Consider the following 18,041-nt stretch of genomic DNA (forward strand, 5'->3'; position numbering starts at 1 on the left):
AGCGCCGTGGTGATCGTCTTGGCGTGGCGGCCGGCATAGCGGGCCGCTGCACCACACCCACACGCAAGCTGCGGGCCGGCGTGGTCGGATTCGTCGGCGTTGAGGCGCCCCTCCACCGCGCGACAGGCGACCCCGAGCGCCTGTCGGCGTACCGCCGTCTCGATCGCCTCGAAGTCGATCCCCTCGGCCGTGCCCGGACCGATCAGCGCGTCGACCTCGGCTTCGATCTCGGCAACGAAGGCGCTTTTGAAGCCCCCTTTTTGGCCGCCGAGGGTTCGGCCGCCTGGGGGGCTTTAAGCTGATCGTTACACAGTTTTTCGCTGACATCGACCAACTCACGGATCAGGCGACGAAACCGACGATATGCTGTAATCTGCTCCAGGGTCTGCGACACCGCCGCGGCCGGGATAATCTTGGTCCGGGTCTTGCCCTCCACCGCATGGGTCAAGGACCAGCTGGGGCCATGCCCTCGCTCGCCCTGACCCGCACATCGGCAGGAGGGCTTGCCACACTTGCGATAGCGCGCCACCAGAGAGCCGGGCCGCATATCCCCTACGGAGACGAGTTGCGCCCGCAGTGCATCACGTTGCCTTGAGAGTGCATCAATCGGCGGAGTAGATGGTCCCATGGGGCCTCCTTTCTGACAGTTAATAAGACTGTCAGAATTATACCCCAAGCCCGCGCCCACTGCAACTCCCTAAGCAGCCTCACTTTTATGTCGTGCACCCCATACGCTGGAACGATTTGCTAGGCACATCCTCTTTGTGTATCAAACTTAAACATGCTTATCCGGTTGACTCCGAACGCTTCACCGGCCCCTGCAATGGGCCTGAGGGGCATTCCCATGGCCAGGGAAGGCCCCTGGGCTCCCAGAGAGCTGCGTTCTCTTGTTTCATCTCACGGCGACTCTTGCGGCGTCAGAGGAGACCAGGACGCAGATTTACGCGAACGAATCGTTTCGGAGTTAACTCAATAAGCATGAACTTAAATGGTCGCTGTCCCGAATGGCGCTAGTTTAAGGATTATTTGCATGAAAAAAATAGGTGAAAACATTGACTAAACCGGAACAGCTATTGTGCGGCGACAGCTTAAACTAGCGCCATTCGTCGCTGTCCCTATTTACACGGCTTATGCCATCGTTAAAATCCGAGGGATGCCAATCCCGGTTTCAGCGCTGCCTCCAGCTTGGTCATTGTCTCGACCATCTCCGACTGAATCTCCGGCCATTGCGACTCCGGACTGCGGTAGCCGCCTCGCTCAATCACGTGTTTGATGCGGCAGGCGCGCTTGGTGTCGAGACGTTCCCATGAAAGCGGCCCGCCGAACGCCTTTTCGATTTCGTCTTTGTGGGCGTGGAGCTGGTCGAAAATACGTTTGTTTTCAGTGGCCTCGCCCCGGTCAATGTAGAGTTCAGCGATGCCGTATTCCTGGACGATGGCGTAGTTGAGTCCGAGGCCGCGAATGCCAGAGCTTGCCCCCAGCCAACTGTGAGAGCCAGGCTTTATGTTGGCGTGCCGCGTCTTGCGGCTGCGGGCAATGGCGATCAATCCCGCCCAGAATTTCAACCGCACGTCGTAGCGTTCCGCCCGCTTCTTACGGCCCACCTGCTCTTTTTCCCTATGCTGCACTTGATACTCGTTGGCCTCGGGGAGAGGGATGATCTGCTGCACGTCGATCAACCGTTTCTCGCCGTCTTGGTAGGGGCGCAGGCGAACGCAGCGGATGTCGATGTCTCGCTCGCGCAGCCAGAGCACGGCGGTGGTGAGCTCCTTTCCGAAATCTTCAGAAACCAGCACAATGCGCACATCGGGGGCGAAGGCTTCCTCGTCTGGCTCTTCCCAGCCCAGAAAGGTGAGCATACGGGTGCGGGCTTCTTCAGCCGGTACGCCGATACGGGTCAGAAATTCGCCATGGATCTGCTCTGCCCTCGAAAACGTCATCGCTGACACCATGCTGGCGTAGCGGATGGCTTGGAGTTCCATGTGCCCGCCGTCGTTGGTGCGCTTCAATTCAATCACGACGAGATTCGCCTGCGGATCGATGGCGAGCAGGTCGATGCGGCGGCGGCTGTCGTCCCAATCGCCGAACTCCTCCGAGAGCACATAGAGATCATCGCCCAGCACGTCGATTTGCGTGCGCAACAATCGCTGGAGGTCATCGCGCTCGCGCACCTTGAGGTCGGCAAACGACGATTGGCTGAGCGGGTGGAAGGCGTCTGGAGTCATTTCGTAGAGCGGCATGGCAATGGTTCTCCGGTGTTATGTTTGGGTGGTGAGTTCGGCGACGAGGGCAGAGAGGAGGTTCGCGGCGGTGGCGCGGGAGGAGGCGAGCTGCGTTTCCAACGCGTCCACCAAGGCCATCAGTTGCTCCACTTTGGCCACGATCCGGCGTTGTTCGGCGAGGGAAGGGACTGGAATCTCGAATTGTTCGATCATCGCTTTGGTTAACGCCTCGCGCGTTGCTCCGACTTGAACATCGTCAATCAAGTTTTGGACAACCGGACTCGCGAGAAACAATTCCAGGAATGGGGGAATGATTTCTGCACTCGGTCGAAGGATGCAGACGTGCTGGTTGACTCTCGCGCCTTCCATGTCTTTCGGCGCAGTGGCTACACGGCCAATCGAGGCACCTGTGATGTTCAGCAATACATCGTCAGCTTTGACGGTCACGTTTTTGAGCTTTTCGGCCTGCTCAGCGTTCAAGAACGCGAGGCCATGCCGCACAAATCCGCCGAAGTGGACATTCATCGACCGAATCAATGGCACTCCGGATTCTTGGTAGGATTCCTTCCCGCCCGACGGAGTGGAGCCGCTTCCGATCTTCGTGGTCAGTTCCTTCAGCTTTCGTGTTTCCCAGTCGGCCGATTCAGGATCATGCGGCACAAGCAAACCTTGGACGGCGAGGGTGAGGATGGATTTGCGGAGGTCGGCGGGGGGGATGGCGTAGGACGGGTGGAAGAGGAACGGGAGGTTGGCCGGGGTGGGCGCGTCGGCAAAGCGGGCCAGCGACGCGCGGGCGAGCGCGGCGTGCCGCGTCTCCCGTTCCTGCTGCTGCAAGACCAGCCGATCACACAACGCCATCAACTCATCCACCTTCGCCACGATTCGCTTCTGCTCGGCGAGCGGTGGGACGACGACCAATAGGTCGCGAAGGTCGCCGAGAGAAACGTTGGGCATCGCGCCTCCCCGAGCTTTTGCCTTCACCTTGTTCGCAACGAACGAATCCAACTGCATTTTTAAAAACGGGATCTCGAATGACGCGCTAAAGCCTCGGATTATCGCCAACGCCTGATTGGTGTTCGCGGGCACGTCTCCAGAGCCAACGACGCAGGTCTTCCCGATTGTTCCCGCGATGGAAAAAAGGATGTCGCCACTTTCCAATTGGGATCGCTTCAGAAACTCATGCGTGGCTTCTGAGATGAACTGCTCCATCGAGGAACGATTGATGACTCCATCCGCGATGTTCTCCACCTTTACGAAAGGAATCCCTGATGCCTCATATTGGTGACCGTAGGAGGTCGGCGTTGATCCCTTCGTAATCAACGATGCGATGCTCCCGAGAGTTTGTTTTGGCCATCCGCCGTTGGCCTCGAGCTCCGCACTTTCGGAGGTTCTCAGGAGGCGGCCACCTATTGCGAAGTCGAGAATCAGCTCGCGCATCTTCGCCACCGCATCGGGCGCGTCGGCGAACTGGTCGAACTTCTCAAAAAACGTTTCCAGCTTCATTCAGCAGTCCCGGCGGTGGCGGTGAGGGCTTGGTGGAGTTCCTGTTTCAGCGCGGCGCGGGTGGCGGCGATCTGGGCGAGGAGCTTTTCGTATTCGGGCAGGAGGTGGTCCACGTCGCCGGGGCCGGTGTCGGGGTTGTGCGGGTTCTTGAGGTCGAGGTTGAAGTTGCCGGCCTTGATGGTGTCGATGGAGACGCGCCAGGCTTGCTCGTTTTCCACGCGGGACTTGAAGCCGTCTTTTTCCTCGCCCCACCAGGCGCGCTCGGCCTCGAACTCCTCGATGCGGATGGGTTTGCCCTTGTTGTAGCTTTTGGCGCCGGGCGGATAGGGGTGCTCGTAATACCAGACGTGGGTGGTGGGCGCACCTTTGGTGAAGAAGAGGAGATTGGTGCGGATGCCGGTGTAGGGATTGAAGACGCCGTTGGGCAGGCGGACGATGGTGTGAAGGTTGCACTCGGTGAGGAGGGCTTCCTTGATGCGGGTCTTGACGCCTTCGCCGAAGAGGGTGCCGTCGGGCAGCACGAGTCCGGCGCGGCCACCGGGCTTGAGGATCTTCATGAGGAGCACGAGAAAGAGATCGGCGGTCTCGCGGGTGCGGAACTCGGCGGGGTAGTTGGACTCGATGCCGTCCTCCTCCATGCCGCCGAAGGGCGGGTTGGTGACAATGACGACCACGCGCTCCTTGGGCGACCAGTCGCGCAGCGGCCGGGCAAGAGTGTTGTCGTGCCGCACATTTGAGGGGACATCAATGCCGTGCAGGAGGAGATTCGTCATGCACAGGACGTGCGGGAGGTGCTTCTTCTCGATGCCGGCGAAGCAGTCCTGGATGGTGCGTTCGTCGACCTCGGTCTTCGCCTGTTTGCGCAGGTGCTCGATGGCGCAGACGAGGAAGCCTCCGGTGCCGCAGGCCGGGTCGAGGATGCTCTCGCCGAGCCTGGGGTCGACCTGCTCGACGATGAACTGGGTGACGGCGCGCGGGGTGTAGAACTCACCCGCGTTACCGGCCGACTGCAGGTCCTTGAGGAGCTTCTCGTAGATGTCGCCGAACATGTGGCGGTCATCGGAGGCGTTGAAGTCGATGCCGTTGACCTTGTTGATGACCTGCCGCATGAGTGTGCCGTTCTTCATGTAGTTGTTGGCATCTTCGAAGGTCATGCGGATGAGGCCGGCAATCTTGTCTGCGCCACCGGTCAGCGACTTCAGTTTGGGCAGAAGGGTGTTGTTGACGAAGTCGAGCAGGGCATCGCCGGTAATGCCCTCGGCGTCAGTGGCCCAGGTGGACCAGCGGAGGTGCGGCGGCAGCGGCGACTTGTAGTTGTCGCGAATAAGTTCGAGTTCCTTTTCGCGGTCGTCGAAGATCTTGAGGAAGAACATCCAGCCGAGTTGTTCGAGGCGCTGGGCGTCGCCGTACGTTCCGGCGTCCTTGCGCATGATGTCCTGGATGGACTTGACAATACTGGAGACGTTGGACATGGGTCAGGCGGCTTCCTGGTAGAGATGGGTTTCGAGTTCTCTGATGGCGGCGAGGTACTTCTGCTTGCCACCAAAGAAGTTCACGATTTCGACCGGTGTGCCAAGCGTGGTTAGCGGATCGACCTTGAGGATTTCGAGAGACTCGACGCTCTTCAAGCCAGCGTCAGCGTACTTTTCGAGCAGAGCATCGAGCACGGCGCGCGCCCTGTCGCCATACTTGGCGAACACGTTGCGCTTGCGGACGTTCGCGGCTCGTTCGCGGCGCGTGAGCGGCGGTTGATCGAAGGCGACGTGACAGATGAGATCGAAGGCGTCGAGGTCTTGGCCGACCTGTTCAGCCAGCTCGTCGAGGAACACCCCCTGACCGGCCAGCTCTTCGACGATGGCCTGCTTGCGGGCGGCGTCGTGCCAGGCATTCAGGAAGGCATTGAGTGATGTGTAGGCCTTGCGCACCGCCTTGCGGGTGTAGTCCTTGAGCGACTCGGTGATGAGCTTGCCGTCGACGTCGAGGTATTGGACACGCTCGGTAACGACGGTGACTTCAACGTCGTTGACGTAGTACTTGACCGGCGTCTCGTGGATACCGAACGGCTTGGGCTCGACGCCCCCTTCTGCCGTGGGGTCCGGGTACATGTCCTCCGACTCCGGCAAGGGTGCATCGTCGGGCGGTACCGGCGATTGATCTGCCTTCGGTTCGTAGATCTGGACGGGATCGCCGTCGAAGGTCGGGTCCGCAAACAGCGCAGTGGCCCGCTTGAAGTCCATTATGGTGAAGAAGAACTTGTTGTAGTCCTCGTTAATGCGCGTACCGCGGCCGATGATCTGCTTGAACTCGGTCGGGGAGTTGATGCGCTTGTCGAGCACGATCAGGTGGCAGGTCTGCGAGTCGACGCCGGTCGACATCAGTTGCGAGGTGGTGACGATGACCGGGAAGGTGGACTCCGGATCGATAAAGTTGTCGAGTTGCGCCTTACCCTCCTCGTTATCCCCGGTTATCCGCATGACGTACCTGCTGTTGGCAGCGGCAAGATCGGCGTTGGCGTTCACCAGCGCCTGGCGCATGCGCTCGGCGTGGTCAACGTTCGCGCAGAAGACGATCGTCTTGGCGAAGCGGTCGGTGGCCTTGAGGAACTCGGTGATCTTGGCGGCCACCAACTCAGTGCGTTTCTCGAGGACCAGACGCCGATCGAAATCGAGGTCGTTGTACTCCCGATCTTCAATCTCCTGACCGTACTTGTCGGTCTTGCCTTTCTCCGGACGCCACCCTTCGAGATCCTTATCGATACCGATGCGGACCACCTTGTAGGGCGCCAGGAAGCCATCTGCGATTCCCTGCTTGAGCGAGTAGGTGTAGATCGGGTCGCCGAAGTACTCGATGTTGGAGACGTCCCGGGTTTCCTTGGGCGTAGCGGTCAGGCCAATTTGCGTGGCCGACGAGAAGTAATCGAGTACCCTGCGCCAGGCCGCGTCGTCGGCCGCACTCCCGCGGTGACACTCATCCACGACAACCAGGTCGAAGAAGTCAGGCGAGAACTGCTTGTAGATGTTCTGCTCTTCGTCGGTACCCGTAACCGCTTGGTACAGCGACAGGTAAATCTCGAACGCCTTGTCGACTGTACGATTAGTGATCTTGGTCATCGCCTTACCGAACGGCTTGAAGTCGTTAATCTTGGTCTGGTCGGCGAGAATATTACGGTCGACGAGGAAGAGGATCCGCTTCTTGGCACCCGCTTTCCAGAGACGCCAGATGATCTGGAACGCCGTGTAGGTCTTGCCGGTGCCCGTCGCCATGACGAGCAGGATGCGGTTCTCGCCGCGGGCGATGGCCTCGACCGTGCGGTTGATGGCGATAAGTTGGTAGTAACGCGGCGTTTTTCCCGAGCCGTCGTCGTTGTAGTCCTGGGTGGTCACCGCCTCCTGCGCGGCGGTGTAGCCCTTGCCCGCCCGGTAGCGTGCCCACAATTCTTCGGGCGACGGAAACTGGTCTAGCGGGATCTCCCGCTCCACGGTGCCGCCGGACCCTGTCCTGTCATGTTCCAGGAACGCGTCGCCGTTGGAGCTATAGGCGAAGGGTACATCGAGGATCTCTGCGTATTCGAGCGCCTGCTGGATACCTGCCCCCACCGCGTGCGTGTTGTCCTTTGCCTCGATGACCGCGATCGGGATGCCCGGCTTGTAGTAGAGGAGATAGTCGGCCTTCTTGGCCTCACCACGCTTGACAGTCTTACCCCTAACGATGACCCTGCCCTTCGTGAAATAGAACTCCTCGCGCAGCTGCGTCATCACGTTCCACTTGCTGCCGGTCGGGCCGACGAGCGCGGGGGTGATGAACTTCGTGCGGATGTCCGTTTCGGTCAGGGTCTTCTTATCCATTGTTCCTGCGATCGCGGCTCACGCTCCAGGCCAGTAGGGTATGCGAGGCTAGCGGCATGGCAACGACTTCAGTGATCGATGTCATTCCGGGCTCTCGCAACCCCACAGTTCCCTCGTCTAGCCGATGCGCCCAACCATGAAGTGAGCCGCGTTAGAGGTCGACAAAGGCCGGCGACCCATCTCCCAAGAAAGCTCCACTTCTCAACGACGAATTTGTTCGCAATCTCCCACACTTACCCCAACCGGTCAAGACTATTTAGCCGACAAACGCTGCCAGCTTCGGTGGCCTATCTCGGCCGCCCTATAGGCGATCAGCGGAGCTATTGGCCCCCAGTCCACCCCGGTTCAACATGTGGGCGTAGATCACCGTAGTGCTCACATCCAGATGACCAAGCAACTCTTGGACCGTCCGAATGTTATAGCCACTTCACACAGGTGGGTGGCAAACGAATGACGGAAGGTGGGGCACTGCAGGTTGAGAGCACCCAGCGTCACGAGTCGCCTGCTTCACGGCCCGCTGCAGGACGGACTCGTGTCGGTGGTGCCTGCGCTGTTCGCTGGTGATCCGGTCGGTGGCGTGGCGTGAGACCGGAACGACCCATTGCCACCCCCACTCCTTCAGCTAGACTGGCGTGGACCGGGCCGCGCCGGATGTCGCCCTTGAGTTGGACGTACCCTGCGACGGCTGGTGCCCCAAGGGGCGCAACGGCCGGGCCGGGCTCGGTGTCTACGATCCGCTTGCTGGTCTCCCGATGCTCTGGAATCCGGCGACCGGGTAGCGTTACAGCGTGGGGAAGGGGAACAGATGACAGCGGGGATGCCACCCTTGACATCGCGGTGTCCACCTCGCTTGACATGACCACCGCATCGCAGCGTCGATTACCACCACGAATCTGCCCTGCGGGAAGTCAACATGACGGGAGTGTAATCTGCACCACCCTCGGTGGCAGACGCGGTCCCTGTGGGCATCACTAACATACACTCTGCCACCTCATGCACGGCTCCCAAGGAACCTTTAGATAATCGCGTCGCGAAGGCTGGTCGAACTCTCAACGGGATCCTAGCCTACCTCCCTGACCGGGCGATGATCCGAATCACATACGAAGCGGCCCAGGGCCGCATGCCCCCTGCTGAGGCACCGATGTTCGCCACCAGACGGTACCACGCCCTGTTGCGGCAAGCTGGGCTGCGGCAGTTGCAGCATCTTGTTTTACGGCGAGCCGGCGTCTCCGGGATTAGAAGTACTCGACCTCCTCAGGCGGACCGCTCACCGGGATCATCTCTTCGCCGGTGGGAATAGGTCTGCGCGGCGTGTATGTCGCGTGTGCCTGCTCGTCGTAGAAGTAGACTCCGGCTGCCTTGAGGGGTTGAAAATTCGGGTCTGCTGCGACGTGATCGCCCCCTCCGACAGAAGGAAGCCAGCCCTTAAGGTTGGCTTCATAGCTGAGGAGCCAAAGACGACCACGAAGCTCATCTGCGGTCATCGCTTGCTCCCATTGAGCAAGAGATGTGGTCCGCGACGCTTGGCCCTTGCTCCGAAGGTCGAGCGCAAGGAGGGCTACGACCACGTCTTCGAGGGTAGAGACGGCCTTCATCGCGTAATCATCGAGAGGGAGACCAAACAGGAGCAAGCCCCAGAGAGCCCACGCCACCTCGCTTCCGTGGCCCCTTGGCGCATGGTCAGCAAGGATGTTGTGCAGCGCCGAATGTAGGTTCTGCGTGTCGAGCTTGTAGCCTGCGTCCACGTACCGCTTGAGTTGCTCGATTGCGAACGGAAGGGTTCCGGGCTCAGAACACGCGGCTTGAAGCAGGAGATGCTGAAAGAGAGCCCAGTTTGAAGGAGCAACGATTAGCGACGACGCGCGGCTGATTGCGTACCGGAGAACCGGATCACCAGGGTTTGCCGACGCGAGTTCAAAGGAACGATCGAAGTATCGGATGAGGTCGTATCGCTGTGAGCGAACCCCGGGGCGGAAGGAGAAGATCCGGAGTTCCGAAGACCAAGGGCTGTCCACTGGACTCGGCAGATCGATGATGCGGGTCTTGGTGGGATTGAGCTGAAGCTCGAACTCGTTCAGTACGCCCTGGAGGATTGAGAGCGCCCTTTCTGCATCGGAGTAGCTGGCGAAGCCCAACTCGTAATCGTCGATGTAACGGAAGCCGTTGAGAGCCACCTGCTTGGCCAGAAGAACGTCGGCCGCAGTGAGAACCACCTCAGCGATCACGAGGGAGGTGTCCGGACCAATCGGGATTCCGATAGTCTGCTGATCTTGCGCGTTTCGCAGGCATCGGTCGATCATGTTGCCGAGTAGGGCAGTTGACGTCTTCTGGATCTTGGCGACGGCCTTGAAATGGAGCGCCCACGGCACGCTGTGTGTGTAGAGAGATGGGTAGAACTGCGAAATGTCCGCACGGAGGATCACGCGTGATGTTGATTGGACCCGGGCGCGGTGGATTGGACGGTCGCTGAGTGCGGCTTTGCGGTCGATGGCCCGTTTGCCGGAGGCGTCGACCTGGGGGCTGGTTAGTGAAATCGGCGATTTGACGCAGTGTGCCACGATCGTCTGCCAGTGCGCCGCAACTAGTGAGGCAATCTGAGAGAAGCTCACGGGGTTTGGGATGCCCAGCCGTCGCCGAAGGCTGCCCGGTCGAGCGAGGTTGTGGACTGCGATCTGGGAAGAAAATGGAGGCGGCGGGTTCGGGTGAAACGCCGCGGGCAAAACAGTCAGTCTTGAGGCCGCGAGCGAGGCGAAGGGCTTCGTGGTAAATGGAGGAGGAAGCTCCCTCGCGAAGTAGCCGCGAGCTATCAGAGCGCCAAGGTCAGCCACTCGACTCGTACACTCCTTGCCCTCCAGCGCTAGCCCGCTCAGCCGGGCACCATCAGGCATCGTCGAACCGCCGGCTGCAGCGGCTTGCTGGGTATCGAGTTGTCCTCAGCGGCCAGACGGAGAAACAAAGCAGAACTGATTTCTCTCCACCGCGTTGGGCGGCCGCCCTTTCCAGTCTACTCCACCGCCGCGGTCCCAGGTGTGGGTGTTGGTGGGTGCCTCTCGAGCCGAGGCGGCGGTGCGGCCGGACGGTGCTCCCCTTCATCGGCGAGCATCCTGGCAGAGCGGAGGGCGGGACGTCATGCGCTCCGACGACCCCCGCACGGGGACCGGCGCTCGTCGGGTGCGAGCCTCTGCATCGTCGTCTCAGCTCCGCAGCCACCTGTATCCGTGGATGCACGCGAGTAGGCGCTAGGACGCGCTGGGCCACGTTGAGCAAAAGATGGCGGAGAAGCAGCCAGCGATCGTCGAGGTTACGGCACCTGCAGGGCAGCCACCCGCCGTTCCTCACTAGAGCATGTCCATTCGAAGCTGCGCGAACGCGAAGGCCCAGTGAGCCCAAGCGGATGGCGGGCGGGGGGCACTGAGAATTTCATCCGCCTGGGGGACCGAACCAACCACCTCCACTAACTGGTCCTTCAAGGGAAGGAGCTCTGTGAGGGGGGCAGGGTGCGCGCGAAGCCATCCAAGTAAGATCTGCGGGGAGGGCACCTTCGTCACCGCCGACAGGGAGCCCGCCACGAACTCACCGCCACTCGAGGCGCCTTTCGAGGAAGTGAAACTGATCCCGGATTGGAAGCCAGCCTGGAGCTGCCCACTGAGGTGCACCTGGCCGGAAAGCGTGCGGCCGACAGGATTGGCCACCCAGAGCAGCTCGGGGGCGAGGTGATCGAGCCGGCAGACCGCGGGCGTCACATAATAGAATGCCCCAGCCTGATCGACCCCCCCGAGCCCGACCATCTCGATAGTCTCCTGCGTGGTAGCCCTGGCAGCCGTCGCCACCGGGTCGCGGCGCAGATCGACTCCACAGCGAGCGACCCGGAAATGCAGGACGCGTAGCCACAGCCCCATCCCGGACTCCGCCAGCAACGAGAGGCTAGCCCGTACGCCCGCGGGGCTCGGCCGCGCCGCATTGAGAACCACATCGACCTCCTCCGGGGCCCAGGGCATGACGAAAATCTGACCGAGGCCCCGCAGCAGCCAGAGGGGGGAAATCTGATACCGGTCAGCCAGCACGCTAAGGTGCGGGCTTCGCAGCTCCACCTTCCCCGTCTCGGCCGACGAAATCGCATTCAGGCCCACCCCCAGCGCTGCGGCCATCGTGGTCTGCGTGAGCCCCAGGGCGGCCCGCACGAGGGCCAGGCGGCGCCCGACCTCTTGGAGCTGCAGGCGCTCTTGACTAGATCGCTCTCTTCTCATGTGAATTTCATTTGACAAAAGAAATATAGCTATGTAAGATAGGTCAGACGATGTGGCGTATGTGACACCAAGCATCTCACATGACACGAGAATCTTCAATCGCAAAGGCCTGGACGCCCAGCGAGGCAATCGCCGTGTCTCGGTTTAGGTGGCCACCGCGCTAGCGCCACGGAGCCGGTGGACACCCAGGACCGGACGCCGGATCAACTAGTTGCTGACGGAGGTGACCTCTTGCCAGACGCGTCACTTGGAGAATCCGTAGCAGTCGCTCCGACCGGTAGCGTCAATCGACGAAAACCTGTCACCAAGGGATCTCGGTTTCGAGGAAGAGGACAAGATGCTAACCAGCGATGATCTCCGTGCGTGGTCTCAACGTCTGAGTCTCTCGGAGGAGGGGCGGGCCGCAATCGATCGTGTGCGATGCTCCCCTCCTTCTCGCCTCGTGGGGGGCGGTAGGAACAACGTCAGCGGGCGGTACCCGAGCAAAAAGATGGGCGCCATGATCCAGTTTGAGAGCCACCGCGTGGAGTTGCCCACGATCTATGAACTGGAGCACGATCCCGACGTGCTCGAGTTCTACGATCAGCCACCCCCGATCGAGTTGCGCTACGAGAGCAAGAGGGGGCGGCGGCTGATTGTTTCACACACCTCAGATTTCTTCGTCCTCCGAAAGGAGGCGGCGGGATGGGAAGAATGCAAGACTGAAGAGGGGCTGGTCAAACTTGCCGACGACGCCCCTCACCGGTACCAGCACACGGAGAATGGTCGCTGGCGCTGTCCGCCGGGCGAGGCCTATGCCGCGCCACGCGGCCTCTACTACCGCTTCCGCTCATCGCAGAAGATCGACTGGGGCCTCCAGCGGAACCTGCAGTTCCTGGACGATTACTTCCGTGGGGAGCGCGTCCCCGTAAGTCCCGACGCCGAGCAGGCCGTGCGGGCCCAGCTCCGGACTGAGCCGGGGATCACATTGGCCGCCCTCGTGCGCAAGACTGAGGGGGCCGCGACGCAAGACGACATCCATTTCCTGATCGCCCGTGAGGAGATCTACGTGGGCCTATCGGCCGCGTTTCTCGGGGAGCCGGACACGGTGCGGGTCTTTGTGTCGAAGGAGACCGCAGTCGCGTATGGGCGGGTGGTGAGCCCGCACCCTGGCCCGGCCCCCGCTGGGTGCCCCTACCTGGATCTGCGCGTGGGAGGCGCGCTCGTGTGGGATGGGAGGGTCCGCAAGATCGTAAATGTCGGACAGACGACGATCAGCCTCCTGGGCGACGACTCGCACGTGGTGGACCTCTCGGAGGCGCAGTTGGAGGCGTTGGTGCGAGATGGTCGGATTAGCCCTGTCCCGGAAGCATCGGACGCGAGACCCCACGAGGAGGTGCTCCAGCGTCTCCAGGCAGCAGATGACCGAACGCTCGCAGTCGCCAACCGTCGGGACCGGATTCTCCGCGGCCAGGTGGGCGGGGACCCGCCTCCCAACGAGCCGCAGGTACCGGAGCGGACCCTCCGGCGTTGGAAGGCCTGGTTCCGGCAGGCCGAGGCGCACTATGGGAACGGCTTCGTCGGGCTCTTGCCGCGCACCCGTCAGCGGGGGAATCGGACCCCGAGGTTGTCAGAGGAGGTGAAGGCACTGCTTGAGGAGGCCATCCTGACGGACTACGAAACGCTCAAGCAAAAGACTAGGTATGCCTGTTGGCAGGCGCTTAAGCTGAGATGCAATGCGCAAAAGGTTGTCGCCCCCAGTTACCCGACATTCTGCGAGGCGGTGAAAAAGCGTCCACAACTCCTAAAAACGCGCAAACGGCAGGGCCGTCGGGCCGCCTACGCGCATGAAGTACCTTATTTGTATTTAGACCAAACCACACCCCGTCATGGAGATCGGCCCTTTGAGATCGGGCATATCGACCATACCCAACTGGATTTGGAGTGTGTGAGTGCCGACGACGGCACGGGGCTCGGACGTCCATGGCTGACCCTTTTCACTGATGCCTACTCCCGTAGGGTCTTGGCCTTCTACTTATCGTACGATCGGCCCTCGTCTCGCGCCTGTATGATGGTCGTCCGAGAGTGTGTCCGCCGGCACAGGCGGCTCCCGCAGATCGTGGTAGTGGACGGAGGTGCCGAGTTCGGGGGGAACTACTTTGAGGGCCTACTGACCATGTTTCAAATCCTGAAGAAAGTCCGGCCGCCAAGCAAGGCCCGGTTCGGCTCGGTGTGTGAGCGGATGTTTGGGACCACCAATACACAATTTTTGTACAACCTTGCCGGCAATACCCAGCTCACCCGACGCCCTCGGCAGGTGACCAAGTCCACAAATCCTAAGAAGCACGCCGTCTGGTCCCTCGGCGAGCTCTACGAGCGCCTCGATGAGTACCTATACGAGGTTTTCGATACACTGTCCCATCCGGCACTGGGTCAGAGTCCCCGCGAGGCCTTTACGACGGGACAGGCGCAGAGTGGGCTGCGCTCCCATCGGCTCATTCCGTACGACGAGACCTTCTTGCTTCTCACGTTGCCCCTCACGGCCAAAGGAACGGCCAAGGTCATGCCGGGGCGCGGTGTGAAGATCAATCATCTCTACTATTGGGCTGAGGTCTTTCGCGATCCTGAAGTCGAAGGGCAGTCGGTACCTGTGCGCTACGACCCCTTTGACGCGGGGCTCGCGCATGCCTTCGTCCGGGGCAGGTGGCAGCGGTGTCATTCGGAGTACTACCACGTGTTCCAAGGCCGGACGGAGCAAGAAGTGCGCCTCGCGACGAAGACACTCCTGGCGATGCGCCGTCAATACGCTCAGGACCGGGCCATCACCGCCAAGCGGCTCGCCGAACTGGTGCAATCCGTCGAAGTCCAAGAACAGCAGCTCATACAGCGGCGACGGGACCAGGAGAGTCTGAGGATACGGGGCGTCAGCACGGGGGCGGTGAGCGCTCCCGTGCCGCCCCGTCCTGCGGCTTCGCCACAGACCAGTGGCAGGGCTGCCGCGGGGGACGCGCCCGAACCTGAAACACCCGCACCGGATCGTAAGCCGTATGGGAGATTCTAATGGATTCTGCGGAACATGCATTCCCCCCCACCCTCCTGACTCAGCCGTGGCCCGAACGGCTCAAGCACTTTCACGGCTATATCATGGGGCACCCGCACCTGGTGGCCGCCAAGGATCGACTGCTGGCAGCCATTCGAGAACTAGAGCCCAATTCGCTGGTTCTGGTCCTCGGTCCCACCGGCGTCGGCAAGACGACGTTAAAGAACGGAATTGAGAAAGAGCTCACCAAGGGCCTCCAGGAGGCAATGGTGACCGACCCCGGGAGGATGCCGTTCATCAGCGTCGAGGCGGTCGCGCCCGAGTCGGGCAACTTTAACTGGCGCGACTACTTCCGGCGGCTCCTGCTCCAGGGGGCAGAGCCGCTGGTGGACCACAAGCGGAAGGGCTCGCTGACGGAGGAAGAGGGCATGCCTGTCCTGCCGCTCATTCCCGGTACGAGAAGGACCGGAGCGGAATACCAGCACGCCGTCGAACAGCTTTTGCGCTGCCGACGGCCGGAGGCGGTCCTGATTGACGAAGCGCAACACCTCGCCATCATGGTTTCAGGGCGTAAATTGTCCGATCAACTCGATGTCATCAAGTCGCTTGCGAATCGCAGCAGCACGCCCCATGTCCTGTTCGGGACCTATGGACTGCTCCCGTTCCGCAACTTAAGTGGTCAGTTGAGCCGCCGCAGCCTGGATATCCACCTTCCGCGCTATCGGGCCGACGACTCCCGGCAATGGGAGATTTTCCTCCATGTACTGCGGGACTTCGAGTCGCAGCTACCGCTCCGGGAGCGCCCGGACCTCGTCCAGCATGCGGATTTTCTGTACGAACGCAGCATTGGCCTCGTGGGGGTGGTCAAAAACTGGTTGCTGCGGACGCTTGCCCCCGCGCTGGAAGCCGGGAAGACGACCCTCACTCTGCGCGACCTGGAGCGGCATGTACTCTCCGTCCCGCAATGCCAGAAGATTTTGTCAGAGGCGCTGAACGGTGAGGACCAGATGGCCGAGAGCGCCGCTGAGCGCGCGCGGCTGCGCACGACCCTGGGGCTGGATACCAATCACACTGGCGCACAACCGCGGACAACGGAGGGGGCCACCCAGAACGGCTCCAAGGCCGCTGCGGCGCGGGCCACGAAGCTCCGACCTGGTCGGCGCCGGCCTAAGCGCGATGAGATTGGCACCGTGGTCTCCAGCCATGTATGAGCCCTGGGACCTGTCCCCTCCTGTCGTGCCACCGCGAAGTTCCCTATACTGCCTGGAGCCCATCGGCATTGGCACACCCTTCGTAGAGAGTCTCACAGGCTATATTGCCAGGCTGGCATGCGCGCATGCGGTTTCGGTGGCAGATCTGGTTAAGCTGAAGCTTATAGGAGATATGGCGAAGAGTCTACCGTTGAGCCCTCAAGGGGGAACACCGCATTGGACCTCTCGGCATGGCTTCAACCCGATGGGTTATACCCTCAATTGCATGACAGACACATCAGGAAAATGGATCGAGGCGTTGGAAGCCGCCACCCTACGCCGGGATCTCTCCGCGTTAACCCTCCTACCCTTTGCAGGTGGGGTCACCGCGCCGTTCCTTGTTCGCAAGGTTCGCGCGTGGTGCCCACGCTGTTATCAGGAGAGACGAGAGGCGAACAGCGACGTGTATGACTCCCTGCTCTGGGCTCTCCGCGTGGTAACAGTCTGCCCGCGGCATCAACAGCAGTTAGTAACCACGTGCCCGCACTGTGATCGAGAGCAACACCCCCTGGCCGCCTATTCGTACCCTGGCTCTTGCTCGCGATGTCGGCGCTGGCTTGGTCTTCAACAAGACACGAGCGGGGCCGACGGGGCAACTCGCCAAGAGGTAGTGGAGTATCAGTTCTGGGTGGCCAACACTCTCGGCGAATTCCTCGCGACGGCGCTACGCTTGCCGTCTCGATTGCCAAGGCCCAATATTAGGCAGAATCTCTGGTCCTATGTCAATCACCTCACCGGGGGCAACATGACGGCCTTCGCCGACCTCGTCCAGTCCCCTCGGATCCGAATCTGCTCCTGGCTAGCAGGGCAGCGTATCCCACGTCTCGATTCCCTACTGCGGGTATGCTACCACCTGGGGATCTCACTGGTCACGCTTGTCACCGGCGATCCGTGGGACCCCGATGTCAGCGGGCCTCTGAAGGAGTCAGCCCGCTTCCGGCCCAACAGAGGCCGTGTGTGGCCTCATCGCCCGAACGAAGTACGTCGTGTGCTCAAAGCGGCCCTTCATGAGGAACCCACTCCCAGCGTTGCTGCAATTGCCCACCGCATGGGTTACAGTGGGACAGGCCGCCTCTACCAAGTCGATCAAGATCTGTGCAGACGGATTACGGCCAACCACCGCAGGGCAAGATATTCCCCGGGGCGGAAAAGGCCGGGGGCGGGAAGAATCTGTGATGAGGCCACTATCAAGCAATCTCTCGAGCAATCCCTCGCCCAAGCGCAGCCCACCGCGCTCCATCGTCTTGCCCAGCGCCTCGGATACGCCAATGCTGTTGTCCTGCGCTCGAAGTACCCCGATCTCTGTCGGGCGATCAGTGCTAAGCGCATTGCGTTGAGGAAGACCCGTCTAAACGCAGTTGAACTAGCACTACAAGCAGCCCTCGAGGAGGATCCGCCACCCTCATTGCGCGAGATGACTAGACGACTAGGCCCCTCATGGCTCCAATCCCTGCGACAGCATTTCCCAGTCCTGTGCGACGCCCTTGAGAACCGACGCAAACAATACCGCGACAGCCGCGGGGCAGAACTGCAAAAAGCATTTATGGCCCTGTTGTCCGAGGATCCACCGCCCTCTGTCGTCAAGGCATGTCAGCGGGTTGGGGTATCGCAGGGCACCTTTTCTTCAAAGTTTCCCGATCTACGGAGTGCTGTTGCGGCAAGGTATGTGAAGCATCGGGCAGAAGCTAAACAAAAGCGGAAAGAATTGTTGCGTGAAAAAATACGTCATAGTGTGTTGCAGCTTCATCGTCAGGGTATATTCCCTTCTTGGTCACGTGTGATGAGTCTTCTAAGCAAAGACTCTCTGAAAGATTGGGATCTTCGCGCTAGATATTTCAAGGAAGCCAGACAAGAGTTAGAATGACGTTCCAATCATTAAGATCCTCCTTTTCCATGCCATAGAGAACTACCCCACAGCGAGCCGCGGGGCATCAACCCTCCCAGATTGAAACCAT

Annotated in this window: 11 protein-coding genes; 3 read left to right on the plus strand and 8 right to left on the minus strand. The window is 60.9% G+C overall.

The features are described 5' to 3' along the window. Positions 1–202: 202 nt before the first annotated feature. The 8 genes from CLG94_RS13060 to CLG94_RS10355 form a co-directional block, all read right to left on the minus strand. Entirely contained in the window at positions 203–628 is a 426-nt protein-coding gene (locus CLG94_RS13060; RefSeq protein ID WP_133174698.1) for a DUF6788 family protein, read from the minus strand. Positions 629–1,139: 511 nt separating this feature from the next. Beyond that, a complete protein-coding gene (locus CLG94_RS10320) occupies positions 1,140–2,240 on the minus strand; it encodes a DUF4268 domain-containing protein (RefSeq protein ID WP_107563276.1) in 1,101 nt (366 codons plus the stop codon). 18 nt (positions 2,241–2,258) lie between these two features. Continuing rightward, on the minus strand, positions 2,259–3,725 hold the full coding sequence (locus tag CLG94_RS10325; protein WP_107563278.1) for a restriction endonuclease subunit S: 1,467 nt from the start codon (positions 3,723–3,725) through the stop codon (positions 2,259–2,261). After that, entirely contained in the window at positions 3,722–5,197 is a 1,476-nt protein-coding gene (locus CLG94_RS10330) for a type I restriction-modification system subunit M (RefSeq protein ID WP_107563280.1), read from the minus strand. The genes CLG94_RS10325 and CLG94_RS10330 overlap by 4 nt, the downstream gene beginning before the upstream one ends. A 3-nt stretch (positions 5,198–5,200) precedes the next feature. After that, on the minus strand, positions 5,201–7,570 hold the full coding sequence (gene hsdR / locus CLG94_RS10335; protein ID WP_107563281.1) for an EcoAI/FtnUII family type I restriction enzme subunit R: 2,370 nt from the start codon (positions 7,568–7,570) through the stop codon (positions 5,201–5,203). A gap of 491 nt (positions 7,571–8,061) precedes the next feature. After that, complete coding sequence (locus CLG94_RS13655; protein ID WP_239993215.1) at positions 8,062–8,427, minus strand: hypothetical protein; 366 nt, start codon at positions 8,425–8,427, stop codon at positions 8,062–8,064. A gap of 378 nt (positions 8,428–8,805) precedes the next feature. Further along, complete coding sequence (locus CLG94_RS10350; protein ID WP_107563285.1) at positions 8,806–10,458, minus strand: RNA-directed DNA polymerase; 1,653 nt, start codon at positions 10,456–10,458, stop codon at positions 8,806–8,808. Positions 10,459–10,908: 450 nt separating this feature from the next. Next, a complete protein-coding gene (locus CLG94_RS10355) occupies positions 10,909–11,817 on the minus strand; it encodes a helix-turn-helix domain-containing protein (RefSeq protein ID WP_161954140.1) in 909 nt (302 codons plus the stop codon). A 337-nt stretch (positions 11,818–12,154) separates the two neighbouring features. On the opposite strand from CLG94_RS10355, the gene CLG94_RS10360 reads away from it, so the two are divergent. The 3 genes from CLG94_RS10360 to CLG94_RS14035 are packed head-to-tail and all read left to right on the plus strand — an operon-like array spanning position 12,155 to position 17,950. Beyond that, positions 12,155–14,857, plus strand: a complete 2,703-nt coding sequence (locus CLG94_RS10360; RefSeq protein ID WP_107563288.1) for a TnsB C-terminal domain-containing protein — start codon at positions 12,155–12,157, stop codon at positions 14,855–14,857. Then, the gene (locus CLG94_RS10365) at positions 14,857–16,047 is read left to right on the plus strand and encodes an AAA family ATPase (RefSeq protein ID WP_107563290.1); all 1,191 of its coding nucleotides are present in this window, start codon (positions 14,857–14,859) and stop codon (positions 16,045–16,047) included. The genes CLG94_RS10360 and CLG94_RS10365 overlap by 1 nt, the downstream gene beginning before the upstream one ends. Next, positions 16,040–17,950, plus strand: a complete 1,911-nt coding sequence (locus CLG94_RS14035; RefSeq protein WP_432264763.1) for a TniQ family protein — start codon at positions 16,040–16,042, stop codon at positions 17,948–17,950. The genes CLG94_RS10365 and CLG94_RS14035 overlap by 8 nt, the downstream gene beginning before the upstream one ends. The last annotated feature ends 91 nt before the right edge of the window (positions 17,951–18,041 follow it).

The sequence above is a fragment of the Candidatus Methylomirabilis limnetica genome, assembly GCF_003044035.1.
GTDB lineage: Bacteria > Methylomirabilota > Methylomirabilia > Methylomirabilales > Methylomirabilaceae > Methylomirabilis > Methylomirabilis limnetica.